Source organism: Bradyrhizobium sp. Ken01 (genome assembly GCF_055807355.1).
The window spans coordinates 42505-59236 of sequence record NZ_JBVVPC010000024.1 but is presented as its reverse complement, the minus strand read 5'-3'; the positions used below and the strand labels follow the sequence as shown (position 1 = coordinate 59236).

Annotated in this window: 16 protein-coding genes; 10 read left to right on the top strand and 6 right to left on the bottom strand. The window is 64.6% G+C overall.

Annotated features, from left to right (window positions below; all coding sequences use genetic code 11):
- Nucleotides 1–98 precede the first annotated feature (98 nt).
- From ccoG to ccoS, 4 genes are read left to right on the top strand one after another with little or no spacing between them, the layout of a single operon-like run.
- Nucleotides 99–1565 carry a cytochrome c oxidase accessory protein CcoG gene (gene ccoG / locus AC0L3S_RS22350; protein ID WP_473281275.1) on the top strand — a complete coding sequence of 489 codons (1467 nt, stop codon included), beginning with the start codon at nucleotides 99–101 and terminating at the stop codon, nucleotides 1563–1565.
- A 15-nt stretch (nucleotides 1566–1580) separates the two neighbouring features.
- The gene (locus AC0L3S_RS22345) at nucleotides 1581–2066 is read left to right on the top strand and encodes a FixH family protein (protein WP_473281273.1); all 486 of its coding nucleotides are present in this window, start codon (nucleotides 1581–1583) and stop codon (nucleotides 2064–2066) included.
- A gap of 11 nt (nucleotides 2067–2077) precedes the next feature.
- The gene (locus AC0L3S_RS22340) at nucleotides 2078–4270 is read left to right on the top strand and encodes a cation-translocating P-type ATPase (RefSeq protein WP_473281271.1); all 2193 of its coding nucleotides are present in this window, start codon (nucleotides 2078–2080) and stop codon (nucleotides 4268–4270) included.
- On the top strand, nucleotides 4270–4437 hold the full coding sequence (gene ccoS / locus AC0L3S_RS22335; RefSeq protein ID WP_007607689.1) for a cbb3-type cytochrome oxidase assembly protein CcoS: 168 nt from the start codon (nucleotides 4270–4272) through the stop codon (nucleotides 4435–4437). Before AC0L3S_RS22340 ends, ccoS begins: the two co-directional genes overlap by 1 nt.
- On the opposite strand, the gene AC0L3S_RS22330 is transcribed toward ccoS, so the two are convergent.
- The 4 genes from AC0L3S_RS22330 to AC0L3S_RS22315 form a co-directional block, all read right to left on the bottom strand.
- Nucleotides 4434–5636 (bottom strand): MFS transporter, encoded by a 1203-nt coding sequence (locus tag AC0L3S_RS22330; RefSeq protein ID WP_473263479.1) that lies wholly within the window; start codon nucleotides 5634–5636, stop codon nucleotides 4434–4436. The genes ccoS and AC0L3S_RS22330 overlap by 4 nt on opposite strands.
- Nucleotides 5637–5736: 100 nt before the next feature.
- The gene (locus tag AC0L3S_RS22325; protein ID WP_473281269.1) at nucleotides 5737–6219 is read right to left on the bottom strand and encodes a cupin domain-containing protein; all 483 of its coding nucleotides are present in this window, start codon (nucleotides 6217–6219) and stop codon (nucleotides 5737–5739) included.
- A gap of 114 nt (nucleotides 6220–6333) precedes the next feature.
- Nucleotides 6334–7695, bottom strand: coding sequence for a dihydrolipoyl dehydrogenase family protein (locus AC0L3S_RS22320; protein ID WP_473263481.1), 1362 nt, complete (start codon nucleotides 7693–7695; stop codon nucleotides 6334–6336).
- A gap of 10 nt (nucleotides 7696–7705) precedes the next feature.
- A complete protein-coding gene (locus AC0L3S_RS22315; protein ID WP_473263483.1) occupies nucleotides 7706–8200 on the bottom strand; it encodes a DUF302 domain-containing protein in 495 nt (164 codons plus the stop codon).
- A gap of 228 nt (nucleotides 8201–8428) precedes the next feature.
- On the opposite strand from AC0L3S_RS22315, the gene AC0L3S_RS22310 reads away from it, so the two are divergent.
- Together AC0L3S_RS22310 and AC0L3S_RS22305 are read left to right on the top strand one after the other, a co-directional pair.
- Complete coding sequence (locus AC0L3S_RS22310; protein ID WP_473263484.1) at nucleotides 8429–8713, top strand: hypothetical protein; 285 nt, start codon at nucleotides 8429–8431, stop codon at nucleotides 8711–8713.
- Between the two features lie 80 nt (nucleotides 8714–8793).
- Nucleotides 8794–9510 carry a peroxiredoxin-like family protein gene (locus AC0L3S_RS22305; RefSeq protein ID WP_473263485.1) on the top strand — a complete coding sequence of 239 codons (717 nt, stop codon included), beginning with the start codon at nucleotides 8794–8796 and terminating at the stop codon, nucleotides 9508–9510.
- A 53-nt stretch (nucleotides 9511–9563) separates the two neighbouring features.
- On the opposite strand, the gene AC0L3S_RS22300 is transcribed toward AC0L3S_RS22305, so the two are convergent.
- Nucleotides 9564–10451: a LysR family transcriptional regulator gene (locus AC0L3S_RS22300; protein WP_063993255.1), complete on the bottom strand. Its 888-nt coding sequence runs from the start codon at nucleotides 10449–10451 to the stop codon at nucleotides 9564–9566.
- A 185-nt stretch (nucleotides 10452–10636) separates the two neighbouring features.
- Here AC0L3S_RS22300 and AC0L3S_RS22295 point away from each other — a divergent pair, with 185 nt between their 5' ends.
- From AC0L3S_RS22295 to AC0L3S_RS22285, 3 genes are all read left to right on the top strand, one after another.
- Nucleotides 10637–11461 carry a 3-hydroxybutyrate dehydrogenase gene (locus AC0L3S_RS22295; RefSeq protein WP_473281266.1) on the top strand — a complete coding sequence of 275 codons (825 nt, stop codon included), beginning with the start codon at nucleotides 10637–10639 and terminating at the stop codon, nucleotides 11459–11461.
- A gap of 69 nt (nucleotides 11462–11530) precedes the next feature.
- Nucleotides 11531–12676: a patatin-like phospholipase family protein gene (locus AC0L3S_RS22290; RefSeq protein ID WP_473281264.1), complete on the top strand. Its 1146-nt coding sequence runs from the start codon at nucleotides 11531–11533 to the stop codon at nucleotides 12674–12676.
- A gap of 94 nt (nucleotides 12677–12770) precedes the next feature.
- On the top strand, nucleotides 12771–13715 hold the full coding sequence (locus tag AC0L3S_RS22285) for an oxygenase MpaB family protein (RefSeq protein WP_473281261.1): 945 nt from the start codon (nucleotides 12771–12773) through the stop codon (nucleotides 13713–13715).
- Nucleotides 13716–13874: 159 nt separating this feature from the next.
- Here AC0L3S_RS22285 and glgA read toward each other — a convergent pair whose 3' ends face one another.
- Nucleotides 13875–15290 carry a glycogen synthase GlgA gene (gene glgA / locus AC0L3S_RS22280; protein ID WP_473263490.1) on the bottom strand — a complete coding sequence of 472 codons (1416 nt, stop codon included), beginning with the start codon at nucleotides 15288–15290 and terminating at the stop codon, nucleotides 13875–13877.
- Between the two features lie 194 nt (nucleotides 15291–15484).
- Between glgA and AC0L3S_RS22275 the strand changes: the two genes are divergently transcribed.
- Complete coding sequence (locus tag AC0L3S_RS22275) at nucleotides 15485–16681, top strand: CaiB/BaiF CoA transferase family protein (RefSeq protein ID WP_473263491.1); 1197 nt, start codon at nucleotides 15485–15487, stop codon at nucleotides 16679–16681.
- Nucleotides 16682–16732 lie beyond the last annotated feature (51 nt).

Here is a 16732-nt window from a genome sequence, read left to right as displayed (position 1 = left end):
GGCGGGGGCGAACAAAAAACGCCCCCGCTTGCGCTGGATCAACTGACGCGGCGGCGTCGGGTCTAGGTTTAATCGCACCTCTCGAAAAGCTGCAGGCGATGAACAGGCCCGTGAACCCAAAAGAGCTCCCATTAGACGATGACAACGGGCCGCTCTATGTGGCCCAGAAGAAAGTCTATCCTCAGAGCATCTCCGGCACCTTCCGCCGGATCAAATGGGGCCTGATGGCGTTCTGCCTCGGCGTCTACTACTTCCTGCCGTTCGTGCGCTGGAACCGCGGCCTCGGTGCTCCGAGCCAGGCGGTGCTGATCGATCTTCCCAACAGCCGCTTCTATTTCTTCTTCATCGAGCTGTGGCCGCAGGAGGTCTACTACTTCACCGGCCTGCTGATCGTCGCCGCGGTGGCACTATTCCTGATGAACTCGGTCGGCGGCCGCATCTGGTGCGGCTATCTCTGTCCGCAGACGGTGTGGACCGACCTGTTCTATGCAGTCGAGCGTCTGATCGAGGGCGACCGGCGCGAGCGGATGAAGAAGGACAAATCGTCCGACCCGATGAAGCTGGAGCGCATTTCCGAGATCGTGCTCAAGCATTCGATCTGGCTCTTGATCGGGTGGTGGACCGGCGGCGCCTGGGTGCTCTATTTCAACGACGCACCGACGCTGGTCAGGGAACTCGTCACCTTCCAGGCGCCGATGATCGCCTATATCTGGATCGGCATTCTGACGGCTACGACCTACGTGCTCGCCGGCTTCATGCGCGAGCAGGTCTGCACCTATATGTGCCCGTGGCCGCGGATCCAGGCCGCGCTCACCGACGAATGGGCGCTCAACGTGACCTATCGTTACGATCGCGGCGAGAAGCGTACGTCGGTCAAGAAGGCGATCGAGCTGCGCGCGCTCGGCGAGCAAGTCGGCGACTGCGTCGACTGCTATCAATGCGTCGCCGTGTGTCCGACCGGCATCGACATCCGCAATGGACCGCAGCTGGAATGCATCCAGTGCGGGCTCTGCATCGATGCCTGCGACAACGTGATGACGAAAATCGGCCGGCCGAAGCGGCTGATCGGCTACGACAACGACGTCAACATCCAGCGCCGCCAGGAAGGCAAGGCGCCGATCTACCGCATCGTCCGGGCCCGCACCGTCGCCTACAGCGCGATCATCGCGGCGGTCGGCGGCATCATGATCTATACGCTGGCGACCCGCAGCCTGCTCGACGTCAACGTGCTGCACGACCGTAACCCGGTCGCGGTCAGGCTCAGCGACGGCTCGATCCGCAACGCCTACACGGTGCGGCTGCTCAACAAGAGCGGTTACGACCGCGTCATCGCGATCGACGCGAGCGGTCCGGTCAATGCGACGATCCATGTCATCGGGATCGATTCCGTGACGCCGGACCGGCCGATGATTGTGGTCCCGCGCGACTCCACCAGCGAGCTGCGGCTGCTCGTGACCGCGCCGGTCGAGGGCAATCCGGAAAAGTCGATCCCGGTTCGCTTTCACGTCACCGATATCGGCCTCGGCGAAGTCGCCACCGCCACCGACAATTTCGTCGCGCCGTAGGATCAGGAGCCCGCCATGGCAACCAAGCCGCTGACCGGAGCCAAGGTGTTTCTGATGCTGGTCGCCTTCTTCGGCGTCGTGATCGGTGTCAACGCGACCATGATGAAGCTCGCGATCGCGACGCTGCCTGGCACGGACGTCGACAGCCCCTATGCCGCGGGCCTCACCTACGATCGCGAAATTTCGGCGGCGCAGGACCAGGCCGCGCGCAAATGGAAGGTCAACGCCCATGTCGAGCGCCGAAGCGATGGCGGCGCCGTGCTTCAGGTCGAGGCGCGCGACGCGAGCGGCCAGCCGATCGCCGGACTGAAATTCGGCGGCCGCCTGGAGCGGCCGACCGACAAGCGCGCCGATCTCGCAATCGAGCTCTCGGAGGCCGGCATCGGCCTCTATCGCGGCAATGCCGCATCGGTCGCGCCCGGCCAGTGGGATCTGGTGATCGAGGGCGAGGCGCGGGGAACGCGCGTGTTCATGTCGCGCAACCGCGTGATCCTGAACTGAAGGATTTTGTCATGCACGTCTCGCGCGACTTCTCGCATTACGTCCGGACTGCGGGCGAGGGCGTCCAGCACATCGATCTCGCGGTCGAGGGCGTTCACTGTGCCGGCTGCATGGCCAAGATCGAGCGCGGTCTGTCCGCGATTCCCGACGTCACGCTGGCGCGCGTGAACCTCACCGACCGCCGCGTTGCGCTGGAATGGAAGGCGGGCACACTCGATCCGGCCCGCTTCATCGATCGCCTCGAAGAGCTCGGCTACAAGGCCTATCCTTACGAGACCGAGAGCGCGGAGGCGAGCGAGGTCGCCGAATCGCGCTTCTTGCTGCGCTGCCTCGGCGTCGCCGCGTTCGCCACCATGAACGTGATGATGCTGTCGATCCCGGTGTGGTCCGGCAACGTCTCGGACATGCTGCCGGAACAGCGCGATTTCTTCCACTGGCTGTCGGCGCTGATCGCGCTGCCGGCGGCGGCCTATGCCGGCCAGCCGTTCTTCCGCTCGGCCTGGCGCGCGCTGTCGGCCAAGACCACCAACATGGACGTGCCGATCTCGATCGGCGTGACGCTGGCGCTCGGCATGTCCGTCGTCGAGACCATCAACCACGCCGAGCACGCCTATTTCGACGCGGCGATCATGCTGCTCACTTTCCTCCTGGTCGGCCGCTTCCTCGACCAGAACATGCGCCGGCGGACCCGCGCGGTCGCGGGCAATCTCGCCGCGCTCAAAGCGGAGACCGCGGCCAAGTTCATCGGGCCTGACGAGATATCTCAAGTGCCGGTGGCCGCGATCTATCCCGGCGACATCGTGCTGCTGCGACCCGGCGAGCGCTGCGCGGTCGACGGTACCGTGATCGAGGGCCGCTCCGAAATCGACCAGAGCCTGATCACCGGCGAGACGCTCTATGTCACCGCCGAGCAGGGCACGCCGGTCTATGCGGGATCGATGAACATCTCGGGTAGCTTGCGGGTGCGGGTCTCGGCCGCCTCCGAGGCGACGCTGCTCGCCGAGATCACGCGGCTGCTCGACAATGCGCTGCAGGCGCGCTCGCGCTACATGCGGCTCGCCGACCGCGCTTCGCGACTTTACGCGCCGGTGGTGCATGCCACCGCGCTCGTCACCATCCTCGGTTGGGTCATCGCGGGCGCCGGCTGGCATGATGCGATCGTGACCGGCGTCGCGGTGCTGATCATCACGTGTCCCTGCGCGCTCGGGCTCGCCATTCCGACGGTGCAGACAGTGGCCTCGGGCGCGATGTTCAAGGCGGGTGTCCTGCTGAATTCCGGCGATGCCATCGAGCGTCTCGCGGAAGCCGATCACGTCATCTTCGACAAGACCGGCACGCTGACGCTGCCGGATCTCGAAGTGATGAATGCGGCAGATATCCCCGCTGATATCTTCGAGCTTGCCGGGCGGCTCGCGCTGTCGAGCCATCATCCGGTCGCGGCCGCGGTCGCGCAGGCCTCCGACGCCAGATCGCCGATCGTCGGCGCGGTCGAGGAGGCCGGCCAGGGCGTGCGCGCTGTGGTCGATGGCATCGAGATTCGCCTCGGCCGTCCGTCCTTCTGCGGCGCCGAGACGCTGGTCTCCGACGTCACAAGTCTCGATCCCGAAGCCTCCGTCGTGGCTTTCAGCAAGGGCAGCGAAAAATTCATCCTCTCTGTGCGCCAGGGCCTCCGTCCCGATGCGCAGGCTGTGATCGCGGCGCTGAGGGCGCGCAACATCGGCATCGAGATTCTCTCCGGCGACCGCGAACCGGCGGTGATCGCGGCGGCTCATGCTCTGGGCATCTCCGAATGGCGCGCCGGGGTGACGCCGGCCGACAAGATCGCGCGGATCGAGGTGTTGAAGCAGCGGGGCATGAAGGTCCTGATGGTCGGCGACGGTATGAACGACGCGCCATCGCTGGCGGCAGCGCACGTCTCGATGTCGCCGATTTCGGCCGCGCATTTGAGCCAGGCAACCGCCGATCTCGTCTTCCTCGGCCGGCCGCTGGCCCCGGTCGTCGCCGCCATCGACGCTTCACGCAAGGCGCTGCACTTGATGCGGCAGAATCTCTGGCTTGCGATCGGCTACAATGCCCTCGCGGTGCCGGTGGCGATCAGCGGCGTCGTGACACCCCTGATCGCGGCTGCCGCCATGAGCGGATCGTCGATCCTGGTGATGCTGAATTCGTTGCGCGCGCGCGGCGCCTCGCGGGAGATCGTGTGATGGAGATCCTCGTCATCCTGGTGCCGCTGGCGCTGATGCTCGGTCTCGCCGGTCTCGTCGCCTTCCTCTGGTCGCTCCGCAGCGGCCAGTATGACGATCTCGACGGCGCCGCCTGGCGCGCCATCGCCGACGACGAGCCGCCGCAGGAGGCGCCGGCCAAGCGCTAGCGCTTCAAGGCGAGCGTCAGCAGGGCCGCGACCGCAAGCGCCAGACCCACTCCGGCCACGCAGGCATACCAGCCATAGGCGTCGAACAGCCGGCCGAGGACGGCGGTGCCGATGAGCCCGCCGCAGAAATAGCAGGCGAGATAGGTGCCGCTGGCGATGCCGCGGTTCTCCGCCGCAGCCTGTCCCACGAATCCTGTCGCAGCGGCTTGCGCGGAAAAGGTGCCGATTCCGACCAGAACCATCCCGGCGAGGACCGCGCCCAGGTATGGAGCCAGCATCAGCGGCAGGCCGATCCCTGCGATGGTGAGCGAGCCCCAGATCGTCGGACGCGTTCCGAGGCGGGACGCCACCTTGCCGGCCAGCAACGTCGTGACCACCGACGGCAGGAAGACGAAGTAAACGAATCCGAGGTCCATCATGCCCAGCGACAGCGGTGGCCGAACCAGAACGAAATTGACGAATGTGAAGGTGCCGATGAATGCGAACAGGATGCAGAAGCCGATGCCGTAGGCGGCACGCAGCCGTGAATCCTGCCACTGCACGATCGTCGCGGCAAACGCCGATGCGGTCGGCGTCGTTGCACGCGTCGGCTGTACGCGCGCAATGGTGAAATAGACCAGTGCGGCGCCGGCGAGATTGAGGGCTGCGAAGAAATAGAAATTCCATGCCAGGCCAAGGCTATCGGCGATCGCGGCCGAGACCAGCCGGCCAACGAAATTGCTGGCGACGTTTCCCGTGATGTAGGCGGCAAAGGCGCCGCCGGAATCCACTGCGCTGCATTGCTCGCCGAGATGAGCCAATGTCAATGCGAAGGCGGATGCCATGCAGAGGCCCTGCGCGACTCTTAGGCCGGTGAAGACGGCAAGATTGGGCGCAGTCGCCAGCAGGCTCGTCGGAATCGCGAGCAGGGTCAGGCTGAGCAGGATGCCGGTCCGCCTGTCGATGTGCGGGCTGAGAAAGCCGACGACGAGGCCTGCGACGGCCATGCCGAACGTGCTGGCGTTGACGGCCAGGCTCATCGCCGCCGGGGTGACGCCGTAGTGACGTGTCAGCGAGGGCAGGATTGCCTGTGTCGCGAACAGGTCGACGACGGTCAGGAAGGCAGTGAGGCCGATCACGAGGGAGCGAAGCGCGAGACCTGGTGAATGCGCGTCCATCGTCATCGCGGTCGGTTTGATCGGCGCGGAAAGATCGGTCATGGCAGGCCTCCCTTGTGATGAATGTGGCGCCCGCATGCGGGGCAGCATGGGGATCGCGGGCGCCACATTCGGTCACGCGTGCGCTGGGGTCGCGCACCCGTTACATGTTGTGGTCATGCGGGTCCTTGCGGACGTCGCCGACGTAGAGGATGACCGTTTCCTTGCCGAGGTTCTTCCACCAGTGCGAGGTTCCGGATACCTCCGGGCGGATCTCGCCGGCCTTGTGCACGATCGGATCGACGCAGTTGGAGGCGTGCTCGACGATCTCGCCTTGCTGCACGAAGATCAGGGCAGGGCGATCGTCATGGCTGTGCCAGGGCACGACGCCGCCGGGCTCGATGGTCAGCTTGCGGAAGCGCAGCTCGCGACCTTCGATATGCGCCGGCTGCTTGCCGAGGTCGATGGCGCCGAGCGTGACGTCGGTGACGCCGACCGGCTTGTAGTCGACCATCTGCTGCGCGTTCGGCTTGATCTTGTCGGCCGGGCATTCGCCGGCGAAGACTGGCTGCGCCGAGAGCGTCAAAGCGCCGGCGACCGCAAGTCCCAGCCAGCTTGCGCGGGAAAGTTCGATAGTGTTGAACATCGGGAAGTCTCCTCTGTTGGCCGCGACCTCGAATGCCGTCGGCTATGATCTCAGTTTCCTCGAGATCATGTGTTCGTTGAAATGCCGTGTATCTCTCGAAACCATAGCGAGCCGCTATGTGCGTCCGAGCATGTGCTTGATGTCGGCGGAGAAGGTCGGATAGGCATAGACGTTCTCGTGGATCTGGCTCGCTGTGATGCCAAACTTGATCGCAAGCCCGAAGATATTGATGAGCTCCTGGCCGGCGTGGCCGACAAGGTGCGCGCCGATCACACGGTCGGTGGCGCGATCGACGATCACTTTCGACCAGGCGACGGTCTCGGCATAGGACCGCGCCGAGAACCAGTCGCACATGTCGTTGACGTGGACCTCGATGGCGGATCCGCTCTGCCGAGCCGCCGCCTCGGTCAGACCGACGGCAGCAAGCGCCGGGACGGTGTAGACCGCCGTAGCCATGCCCGTGTAGTCGGGCGCATGTCGTGGTCCGTCGACGATGTTGCGGCCCACGATGTCGCCTTCATAGGTCGCAACAGGCGAAAGTTGCGGAGCCATCGGGACGGCATCGCCGCAGACATGAACCCGAGGATTTGAGGTCGAACGCAAGTGGCAGTCGATGGAGATTCGTCCGTCGGCATGTTCGACCTGACCGGCCGCGAGGTCCAGCGAGTCGGTATTGGCAACCCGGCCGGCACCGTTGACGACACGATCGGCCTCGGCCGCCCGCTCGACCCCGTCTTGGGCAAAGACCACCCTGAACCCGTCGCCGGTCCGCTCGATCCTCTGCACGCTGACGCCGGTCCGGATATTGATGCCGATGCGTTCGCTCTCCACCGCCAGTTGGGCAACCGCATCGGTGTCCATTACCGGCAGGAGCTGAGTCAGCCCCTCGAGAATCGTCACTGCTGCGCCGGCGCGCGCGTAGATGTGAGCGAATTCCAGGGAGATTACGCCGCCGCCGATAAAGATAACCGAAGCCGGCAAGTCGCGATCACTCAATATCGCGTCCGAGGTGACCATGTACTGGGCGCCGGCGATCGGCAGCGGCCGCGGCTTCGAACCCGTCGCGACAACGACGTGTTTGGCCTCGATCACGCGATCGCCGACGCGGATGGTGTTGGGTGCAACGAAGGCACCATACCCCTTGATCACTTCGACCTCGCGCCGCGCCATCGCGCGGGCGAGGTTGTCGGGGATATCCTTGATCATGTTCTTCTCGCGGTCGATCAGCGCCGCCCAGTCGAGCCTGGGCTTGCCGACCGCGATATGATGAGCGGCAGCACGCTCGATGTCGTGCAGCACCTGGCCGGCGGCGACGAGGACCTTCTTCGGCGTGCAGCCGCGATTCGGACAGGTGCCACCGAGATCGAGCGGCTCGATCATCGCGACCGAGAGGCCGGCGCGCCGGACGGGGCCGGTCACGCCGATGCCTGCATTTCCGCCGCCGAGGATGACGACATCGAATGTTTGGCGCACCATGGGACCCTCGTTATTTGACGGTGATGGTGGCCGTGATGGACTTGACGACCATGGTCGCCATCTTGAACTGCGCCTCGCGATTTCGGATGTTGTGCCGCCTTGCGATCCAGTCGAAATCCGTCCACACCGCCCAGACGTCGCCATTGTCGTCCTGGGTCAACAGCAGGCGGACCGGCCAGTCGAGTCCGGCGTTGGGGTTGGCGGTGATGAACTGGGTGCCGAGCGGCGGATTGCCGAAGACCAGCAGGGTGGAGGGGCGAAGCTTGATTCCGGCATCGGAAGCAAGCTTGGACTGATCGACTTCGAAGAAGAATTTGATGCCCTTTGCGGCAATGTCCGCCTTGATGCGACTGATCGCCTCCGACAAGGGGATGGCGCTTTTGACGCGGACAATGCCGTCATCGCTATCGGCTCGCGCAACCGCTGTTGCGGCCGATAGCAGTAGGAACAGCAGCAGAAGCGAGCTGGCGAAATTGGCAAGACGCGATGCGATGTGACGGCTCATGGCGGTCCTCCTGTGAGTAGCAGCTTGGATAGCAGCCAGGATGGACGCGGCGCTCGGCGGAGTGAAATGCGAAACGCCTCTGAACGCGATAGCCCCGCGCTATGGCGGTCCGATACGCGCTTGCTATCGAACCGATTGGAGATCGGCATTTCCGCCTTGGCGGCTTCCGCCGTTTGATGGCAGGGCGCCCGATTGGCGGGCGTTTACGTCAATCCGGAGGAACATCCCATGACGAAACTGTCCAAGACTCTCATTGCCACCGCCGCCTTCGCGGTTATCGCCACATCTGCCTTCTCGGAAGCCGCCTGGGATTTCAAGGCCGGCATGGCCTACATCTATGGTGGGCCCGGCAAGATGTCGGCGATGGCCATGGCCTCGACCGAGAAGAACCATGAGTCCATGATGAAGAACGCCAAGAAGGTGCCTGAGCATACCGTCTTCTTCATGGACAATGGGTCGCTGTACTACACGCCGGGTCGGCTTGATCCGACCGGCAATTTCTACGTGAACTAGGTCGATCCCCGCGTAGCGGCCGCCCCTTGCGGGCGGCCGGACCAGGAAACTAGTATTGGAACCGAAAGCCGGAGCGCAAAATGACTGCCCTTTCGACAACCGATGCCGAACGGCTCAAGGTCGCCTTCCAACGCTGTCGGGACATGGAGGGCACGCTGAACGAGCAACTCCGCGCCTACGCAGATGCGGGGCGTGAAATCTTTCCGGCGTATGGCGAAGCCGTCGACCGCCTCGTCACAAGGCTAGGCCAGAACGGTGGCGGCGATAACGCGCCGCGACCAGGCGAGGCAATGCCGCCTTTCATGCTGCCTGACGAGACCGGACGGCTGGTCTCGCTGCCGTCGCTACTGACGAACGGCCCGGTCGCGGTGATGTTCTTCCGCGGCCATTGGTGTCCCTATTGCCGGCTCAATGTCCGCGCCGTGATCCAGGCGCAGGATCGCATCGCTTCAATGGGCGCGCAGATCGTGGCGATCATGCCGGAAACTCAGGAGTTCACGGGCGTATTCAAAGCCGATTCGAGCGCGCCGTTCCCGGTGCTTACCGATCTCGATAACGGCTATGCGTTGTCTCTCAACCTGGCGATCTGGCTCGGGACGGAGATCCAGCAGCTGCTGTCCTACCAGGACATGGCGAGATTTCACGGCAATGATGGGTGGATGTTGCCGATCCCCGCCGTATTCGTGGTCGGCCGCAATGGTCTCGTGAAAGCCCGCTTCGTCGATCCTGATTTCCGCAAGCGCATGGAGATCGACGATCTGCTCGAGGCGCTCGAAAGCGCGAGCCGTGAACACTGAGCTTCGTGCGAGGTGAGCTCTGTTCCTTCCAGTAGGGACAGCAGCCCGCAACGCTATCCCGCAATCGGTCGCCAGTCCGCGCCGCGCAGCATGCGCATCACGGCGTTGGCAACCGCCGTGCGCTGGCGGCCCGCGACGCCATAGAGATTGACGGTGCGCCGCGCGTCCAGCCCTGAGACGGCGGTGCGCTTCAGGCTGTCCGGGACCGGTGAGGTGTGCGGCAGCATGGCGACGCCGATATCGGCCTCGATCAGTTCGATCAGATCGCGTTCGCTGGAAATTTCGTGGCCGCGATCGAAGTCGATGCCGTGTTCGCGAAGGCTCGCCCCGATACGCTTGGCGTGCTCGCAATAGTTGCGGACGAGCAATTGCTCGGCGCGGAGGTCATCCAATTCGATGCTGCTGCACTCGGCGAGCCGATTCTCTTTGCTGACGACGAGCTCGAAAGGTTCGGTGAACAGCGGCCAGACGTCGAGACGATCCCAGGCTTCGTCGATCTCGGCGGCGATGCCGAGTTCGGCTTCGCCTTTTTTCAGGAATTCGCCGACCTCGCGGCTCGAGCCGCGCAGGAAACGGAGTTCGAGCCGGTTGAACTGTCGCTTGATTTCGTTGAGGTGCGGAATGAGCAGCGCCAGATCAATCGAATGCGTCAGGGCGACCCTCAGGGCGCCGATCTCGCCGCTTCGAAACGAGGAGGCGAGCGAACGCGCGCCGGCGGCGGCATCATAGCATTGCTTCAGCAGCGGATGCATGCGCTGGCCAAGCTCGGTCAATTGCGCTGCGGGCCGTTCGCGGCGAAACAGATCGCCGCCGAGCTCGGCCTCGAGCTGCTTGATCGCACGCGTCAGCGAAGGCTGCGTCACGTTGCAGTCCTCGGCGGCACGCGTGAAGTTCAAGAGTTGCGCCACCGCGAGGAAATAGCGGACCTGGTGCATTTCCATGGATCGGCTCCTGGCAAGATCGACCGGAACCTAGCCGATCAGCCAGGCGAATGACATCCCGACCGTGATAGCGCGCGGGCATGGTTTCGGAAGCCAACGGGCATTTCCTTAAAGATGGGTCATCCCCCAGAGTTGGCGAAAGCCAGGGTCCGCGCGGCGCGGGCCTCATTGGAGGGATTTGCACCATGAATATTCCGGTCAAACCACAAATCTCGGTATCCTCACGCGCGCTCGCCGGCAAGATTGCGCTGGTGACCGGTTCGACCAGCGGTATCGGGCTCGGCATCGCCCGAGCGCTTGCCGCGGCCGGCGCCGACATCGTGCTGAACGGCCTTGGCGCCGCTGACGAGATCGGCAGGACGCGCGAACAGATCGCGGCCGATTTCGGCGTCAACGTCAGCTTCTCGCCGGCGGACATGACGAGGCCGAAATCCATCGCGGAGATGATTGCGGCCACGATAGCTCAATGCGGCCGGCTCGACATCCTCGTCAACAATGCCGGAATCCAGCATGTGGCGCCCCTCGATCAATTTCCGGTCGAGAAGTGGGACCAGATCCTGGCGATCAACCTGTCGTCGGCCTTTCACACCACCCGAGCTGCGCTACCGGCCATGCGTCAGAACGGCTTTGGCAGGATCATCAACATTTCCTCGAGCCATGGCCTGGTCGGATCGCCCTTCAAGGCCGCCTATGTCGCCGCCAAGCACGGCATCCTCGGCCTGACCAAGGTGACGGCGCTGGAGACCGCGGAAGAGGGCATCACCTGCAACGCGATCTGCCCCGGCTACGTCTACACCCCGCTGGTCGAGGCGCAGATCGATGGCCAGGCGAAAGCACACGGCATCTCGCGTGACCAGGTGATCCGCGACGTGCTGCTGGCGCAACAGCCGAACAAGCGTTTCTCGACCGTCGAGGAGCTCGGTGCGCTTAGCGTGTTTCTGTCGACCAACGCGGCGGCCACGATCACGGGGATAGCGTTGCCCGTCGACGGAGGCTGGACCGCCCATTGAAGACGAGCGCGTAACAAAACATCGCGAGGAACGAACATGGCAAGGATACGGGCTCTCAGGGAGCAGGATATGAACGGTGCGAAGCGCGATAGCAGCGTGTCGAAGGATCTGCCTGGCCAGGTGGTGCTGGTGCTTCAGGGCGGCGGTGCGCTCGGGTCCTATCAGGCAGGGGTGTACCAGGCGCTGCACGAGGCCGGCATCGAGCCGGACTGGATCATCGGCACCTCGATCGGCGCCATCAATGCCTGCCTCATTGCGGGCAACGCGCCCGACCAGCGGCTGGAGCACCTGAAGGAGTTCTGGAAACGGATGGAGCAGAATCCGGTCTGGAATCTGCGCGCCGCGTTTCCCGGCTTCAACGAAAAGCTCGCCTATTGGTCGACCGTGACCCACGGCATTCCCGGTTTCTTTCGCCCCAATCCATTGGCGCATGCGGGCGATTCCTATCCGCTCGGAGCCGATCACGCGGGCTTCTATTCGACGGCGCCGCTGGAGCGGACGCTGCTCGAGCTCGTCGATTTCGGCCGGATCAATCGCTGCGCGCCACGATTGACGGTCGGTGCCGCTCACGTCCGCAGTAGCCAGATGCGCTATTTCGACAGCCGTGACGGCGAGCTGACGGTGAAGCATGTCATGGCGTCAGGCGCGCTGCCGCCGGCGTTTCCGGCCGTGCGCATCGACGGCGAGCTCTATTGGGACGGCGGCATCCTGTCCAACACGCCGACGGAAGCGGTCTTCGACGACAATCCGCGCAAGGACTCGCTGATCTTCGCCGTACACCTATGGAACCCCGTCGGCGCCGAGCCGACCACCATGGCGGAGGTGCTGAACCGGCACAAGGATGTGCAATATTCCAGCCGGATCGCGAGCCAGATCGCGCGCCAGCAGCAAGCCCATCGCCTGCGCCACGTCATCAACCAGCTCGCCGCGCGACTGCCCGAGGGCGAGCGCAGCGATCCGGCCGTGAGGGAGTTGACCAGCTACGGCTGCCCGACCAGGATGCATGTCGTGCGCCTGCTTGCGCCGCAGCTCGACCGCGAGAGCCACACCAAGGATATCGACTTCAGTCCGTCCGGCATCATGCGGCGCTGGGATGCCGGCTATTCGCACACCAAGTCCGTGCTGGAGCGAAGGCCGTGGGTTGGCGAGTTCGATCCGCTCGCGGGCGTGGTGCTGCACGAACATATGGACGTGATGCCGATTGCGGCGGAGTAAGGGCTTCGTCCGTCATTGCTTCTCGCAGTGACGATTTCACGGGAAGGCAGTCCGGGTTATTGTCGCCCGCTGTCTTCGTCGCGAGGCCTTGCAATTGGTCGCTGAGAGAGATCTGGAATCTGCCCTCGATCAGGTTCGTGCTGATATGGCAGGACCCGTTGCCGGCGTGTTCGGTCCTGACACGGTGACCTGGCAGATCGACCGCGAGGCCGTGATCTTTCTCGGTGCCGGCCGGGCGCTGCTCCTTCAACTCGCGCATCCCTGGGTCGCCGCCGCCATCGCCGAGCATTCGAAAACCTTTGCTGATCCGATCGGACGATTTCACCGCACCTTCGACATCGTCTTTGCCATGGTGTTCGGCTCGCTTGACCGCGCGCTGTTATCGTCGCGGCAATTGCACCGGCGCCACAGCATGATCGTCGGCGAGATGCCGGAGACCGTCGGTCCGTTCGCGGCAGGCTCGCGCTACTGTGCCAACGATATCCCGTCGCTGCGATGGGTTCATGCCACGCTGGTCGAGACCGCGCTGATGGCGCACGACCTGGTCTTGCCACCGCTCTCGATAGACGAGCGCGAACGCTACTGGACCGAGAGCCGGACATTCGGCGCCCTGTTCGGGCTGACGACGAACGATCTGCCGGCAGACTGGTCCGGCTTCGCCGCCTACACCGCGGCAATGACGGAGTCGGACACGCTGACCGTCAGCCCGGCCGCGCGCGAGATTGCGAGGCAGATTTTTAGCGGTGCCCGTCCCTGGTTGCGGCCGCCGCGGTGGTATCGCGCACTCACGGCGAGCCTGGTGCCGGAACGCCTGCGTGTGGGGTTTGGGTTCGAGCTTGATGAGCGCGACAAGAGGGCCGCCGATAACGCGCTCCGATGGATACGGCGCGTTTATCCCAAATTGCCCGATCGGTTGCGCCATGTCGGTCCCTACCAGGAAGCGCAAGCGCGGCTGCGCGGCGAGCCGCAGCCGGACTGGATGACACGGTGCCTCAACAGGGTCTGGATCGGCCGGCCGCAGATGGATCAGCGCCGCTAAGAAGCACCTCTCGCGTGTCCCGGACAAGCCGCAGCGCGTGAGCGTTGCGGCGCAGAGCCGGGATCCAGGGCCACGAACTCTGTGCAACATGGGCCCCGGCTCTGCAGCGCACCGTCGAAGAGACGCTGCGCTACGTCCGGGGCACGAGGGAGCGCGCGCTCACACCGCCGCCAGCTTCCGGTACAACGCGTTGTAGCTGCCGGCCGGGATGCTCCAGGAGAACGACCGTCCCATCGCACTGCGACGCATGGTGTCGAGCTGGTCCTGCGCCACGAAGGCGGAGAACGCGCGGCGGACGCCGCCGAGGAAGGATTCGTGCGAAGGTTTTGAGAACAGGAAGCCGGTTTCGCCGTCGGTAATGGTCTCGGCGAGGCCGCCGGTCTGGTGGCCGATCGGCAGCGAGCCGAAGCGCTGGGCGTACATCTGGCTGAGCCCGCAGGGCTCGAAGCGTGACGGCATCAATGTGAAGTCGCTGCCGGCGAAGATGCGGCGCGCCTGGGCCTCGTTGAAGCCGATCACGACCCCGATCGCGTCAGGCCGCCGGCGATGCGCGTCGATCAGCGCCTGCTCGAGCGCCGGCTCGCCGGAGCCGGTGACCACGATCTGCCCGCCGGCATCGACGATCTCATCGGCCGCCGCCAGCACGAGGTCGATGCCCTTCTGGTGCACCAGCCGGGCGACGATGCCGAACATCGGGCCGCGCGACACCGCAAGCCCGAACTGCTTGCGCACATAGTCCGCATTGGCCTTCTTGCCGATCCAGTCGCCGGCGCCGAACTGCTGGGCAAGCTGGGCGCAGGAACGCGGGTCCCAGCTCTCGTCGATGCCGTTGAGGATGCCGGTGAGCTCGGCCGCGTCGGAGCGGACTCGAAGCAGGCCTTCGAGACCGCAGCCGAATTCATCCGTGGTGATCTCCCGCGCATAGGTGCCGCTGACGGTGGTGAGATGCGAGGCGTAGACCAGCCCGGCCTTGAGGAAGGAGAGCTGGTCGTAGAACTCGACGCCGTCGATGTGGAAGGAGCTCTCCGGTGCGCCGATCCGCCGCAGCGAGTCCTTCGGGAAGAGGCCCTGGTAGGCGAGGTTGTGAATGGTCAGGATCGACGGCAGCTTGGAGCCGCGCCAGGCGAGGTAGGCCGGCACGAGCGAAGCCTGCCAGTCATTGGCATGGATCAGGTCTGCTGCCCAATCCTTGTCCAGCGTGCCCATCGCGAGCTCAGCGGCGGCCGAGGCAAAGCGCGCAAAACGGATGTCGTTGTCGGGCCAGTCGCGCCCGGACTCGTCGCCATAGGGGTTGCCGGGCCGGTCGTAGAGTTGCGAACACAACAGCACATAGACCGGCAGGCCGTCCTTGGTCGCGGCGCGGCCGAGCGAGCAGGCCGGCATCTCCGCGAACGCCGGACAGCGGCCAACGACCTGAATATGCGTGAGTTGTTCGATGATGTCGCGATAGCCGGGCAACATGACCCGGATGTCGGCGAAAGGACGGAGGGCTCGGGGGAGTGCAGCGGAAACGGCTCCAAGTCCGCCGACGCGGACAAAGTCGTCCATTTCTGTCGTAACGAACAAGACCCTCAAGAACTGCTGCCCTCTGCCGGAGCCCGATTGCTGCTATGCAAGAACGGGTCCAGTTGCCCTGGAATTCCAAGCCCGCCCGCGAGACGTGTCTGTTCGGTAAAGACTTTCCTACTCAGCCGCCGCCCTCTAGGGTCGGCGCACCAACGACAGAGAACTTCGATAAGTTCCTAAGTGACTCAAGGACGCAAGCAGGCATGCAGCTATCAGATAAGCATGAGGGGACCACGACAAAGGCCTTCGCCGGTCTCAGGGTCCTGGATTTTTCGACCACCATCGCCGGTCCCCATTGTGCGCGGATGCTCGCCGACATGGGCGCCGAGGTCATCAAGATCGAGACCGACGGCGGCGAGACGATGCGGACCCGGCCGCCGCTGCGCAAGGGCTGCAGCACCGTTTTCGGCCAGCTCAACGTCGGCAAGAAGAGCGTCGTGCTCGACCTCAAGTCCGAGGACGGCAAGGAGGCGGTCCGCCGGCTGGCCGCGACGGCCGACATCCTGGTCGAGAACTTCCGCCCTGGCGTGATGCACCGGCTGCGGCTCGACTATGACAGAATGCGCGCCGTCAACCCGAAGCTGATCTACTGCTCGATCTCCGGCTACGGCCAGAGCGGCCCGTCGGCCGAGCTGCCGGCCTATGCGCCGGTGATCCATGCAGCCTCCGGCTACGACATGGCGCATCTCGCCTACCAGCCCGGCCGCAGCCGCCCGGATTATTGCGGCATCTACCATGCCGACGTCGTCACCGGCACCTACGGGTTTGGCGCGATCGCGTCGGCGCTCTACCAGCGCACCCTGACTGGGCTCGGCCAGCACATCGACGTTTCCATGCTGGAATCGATGCTGACGCTGACGTTGATCGAGTTGCAGAACTCGCAGTTCACCGTGAAGCCGCCGCCGCGCCCGATGTTTGGGCCGACCGAGACGGCGAGCGGTTACGTCATGATCACGGTTGCCAGCGAGAAGACGTTTCAGGGACTGATGGGCGTGATCGGCCGTCCCGAATGGATCTCCGATCCGCGCTTCTCCACCTATGCCGCGCGTCGCGACCATTGGGCCGACTTGATGGACGGTGTCGAGGCGTGGTCGCGGCAGCTCTCGACCGATGTCTGTCTTGTCGCGCTAGGTACGGCCGGCGTGCCGGCCTCGGCCTACCGCACTGTGTCCGAAGCACTGGCCGATCCGCAGCTCGCGCACCGTGAGGCCCTCTCGTCTGTCGAGGATGAAGGCGGCTCGTTCCAGGTCCTCAATCTGCCGTTCCGGATGACCGGTGCCGATACGACACCGGGCAAGACGATGGCCGTGCTTGGCGAGCACACGGACGGACTGCGCGCGGAGATCGGGCTCACCGACGATGCGCCAATTCCGTCTGGCAAAACAGCCGTGCAAGGCTGAGGGCAAGTCTGACGGCAAGTCTGACGGCAAGTCTCACGGGAGGTCTGACGG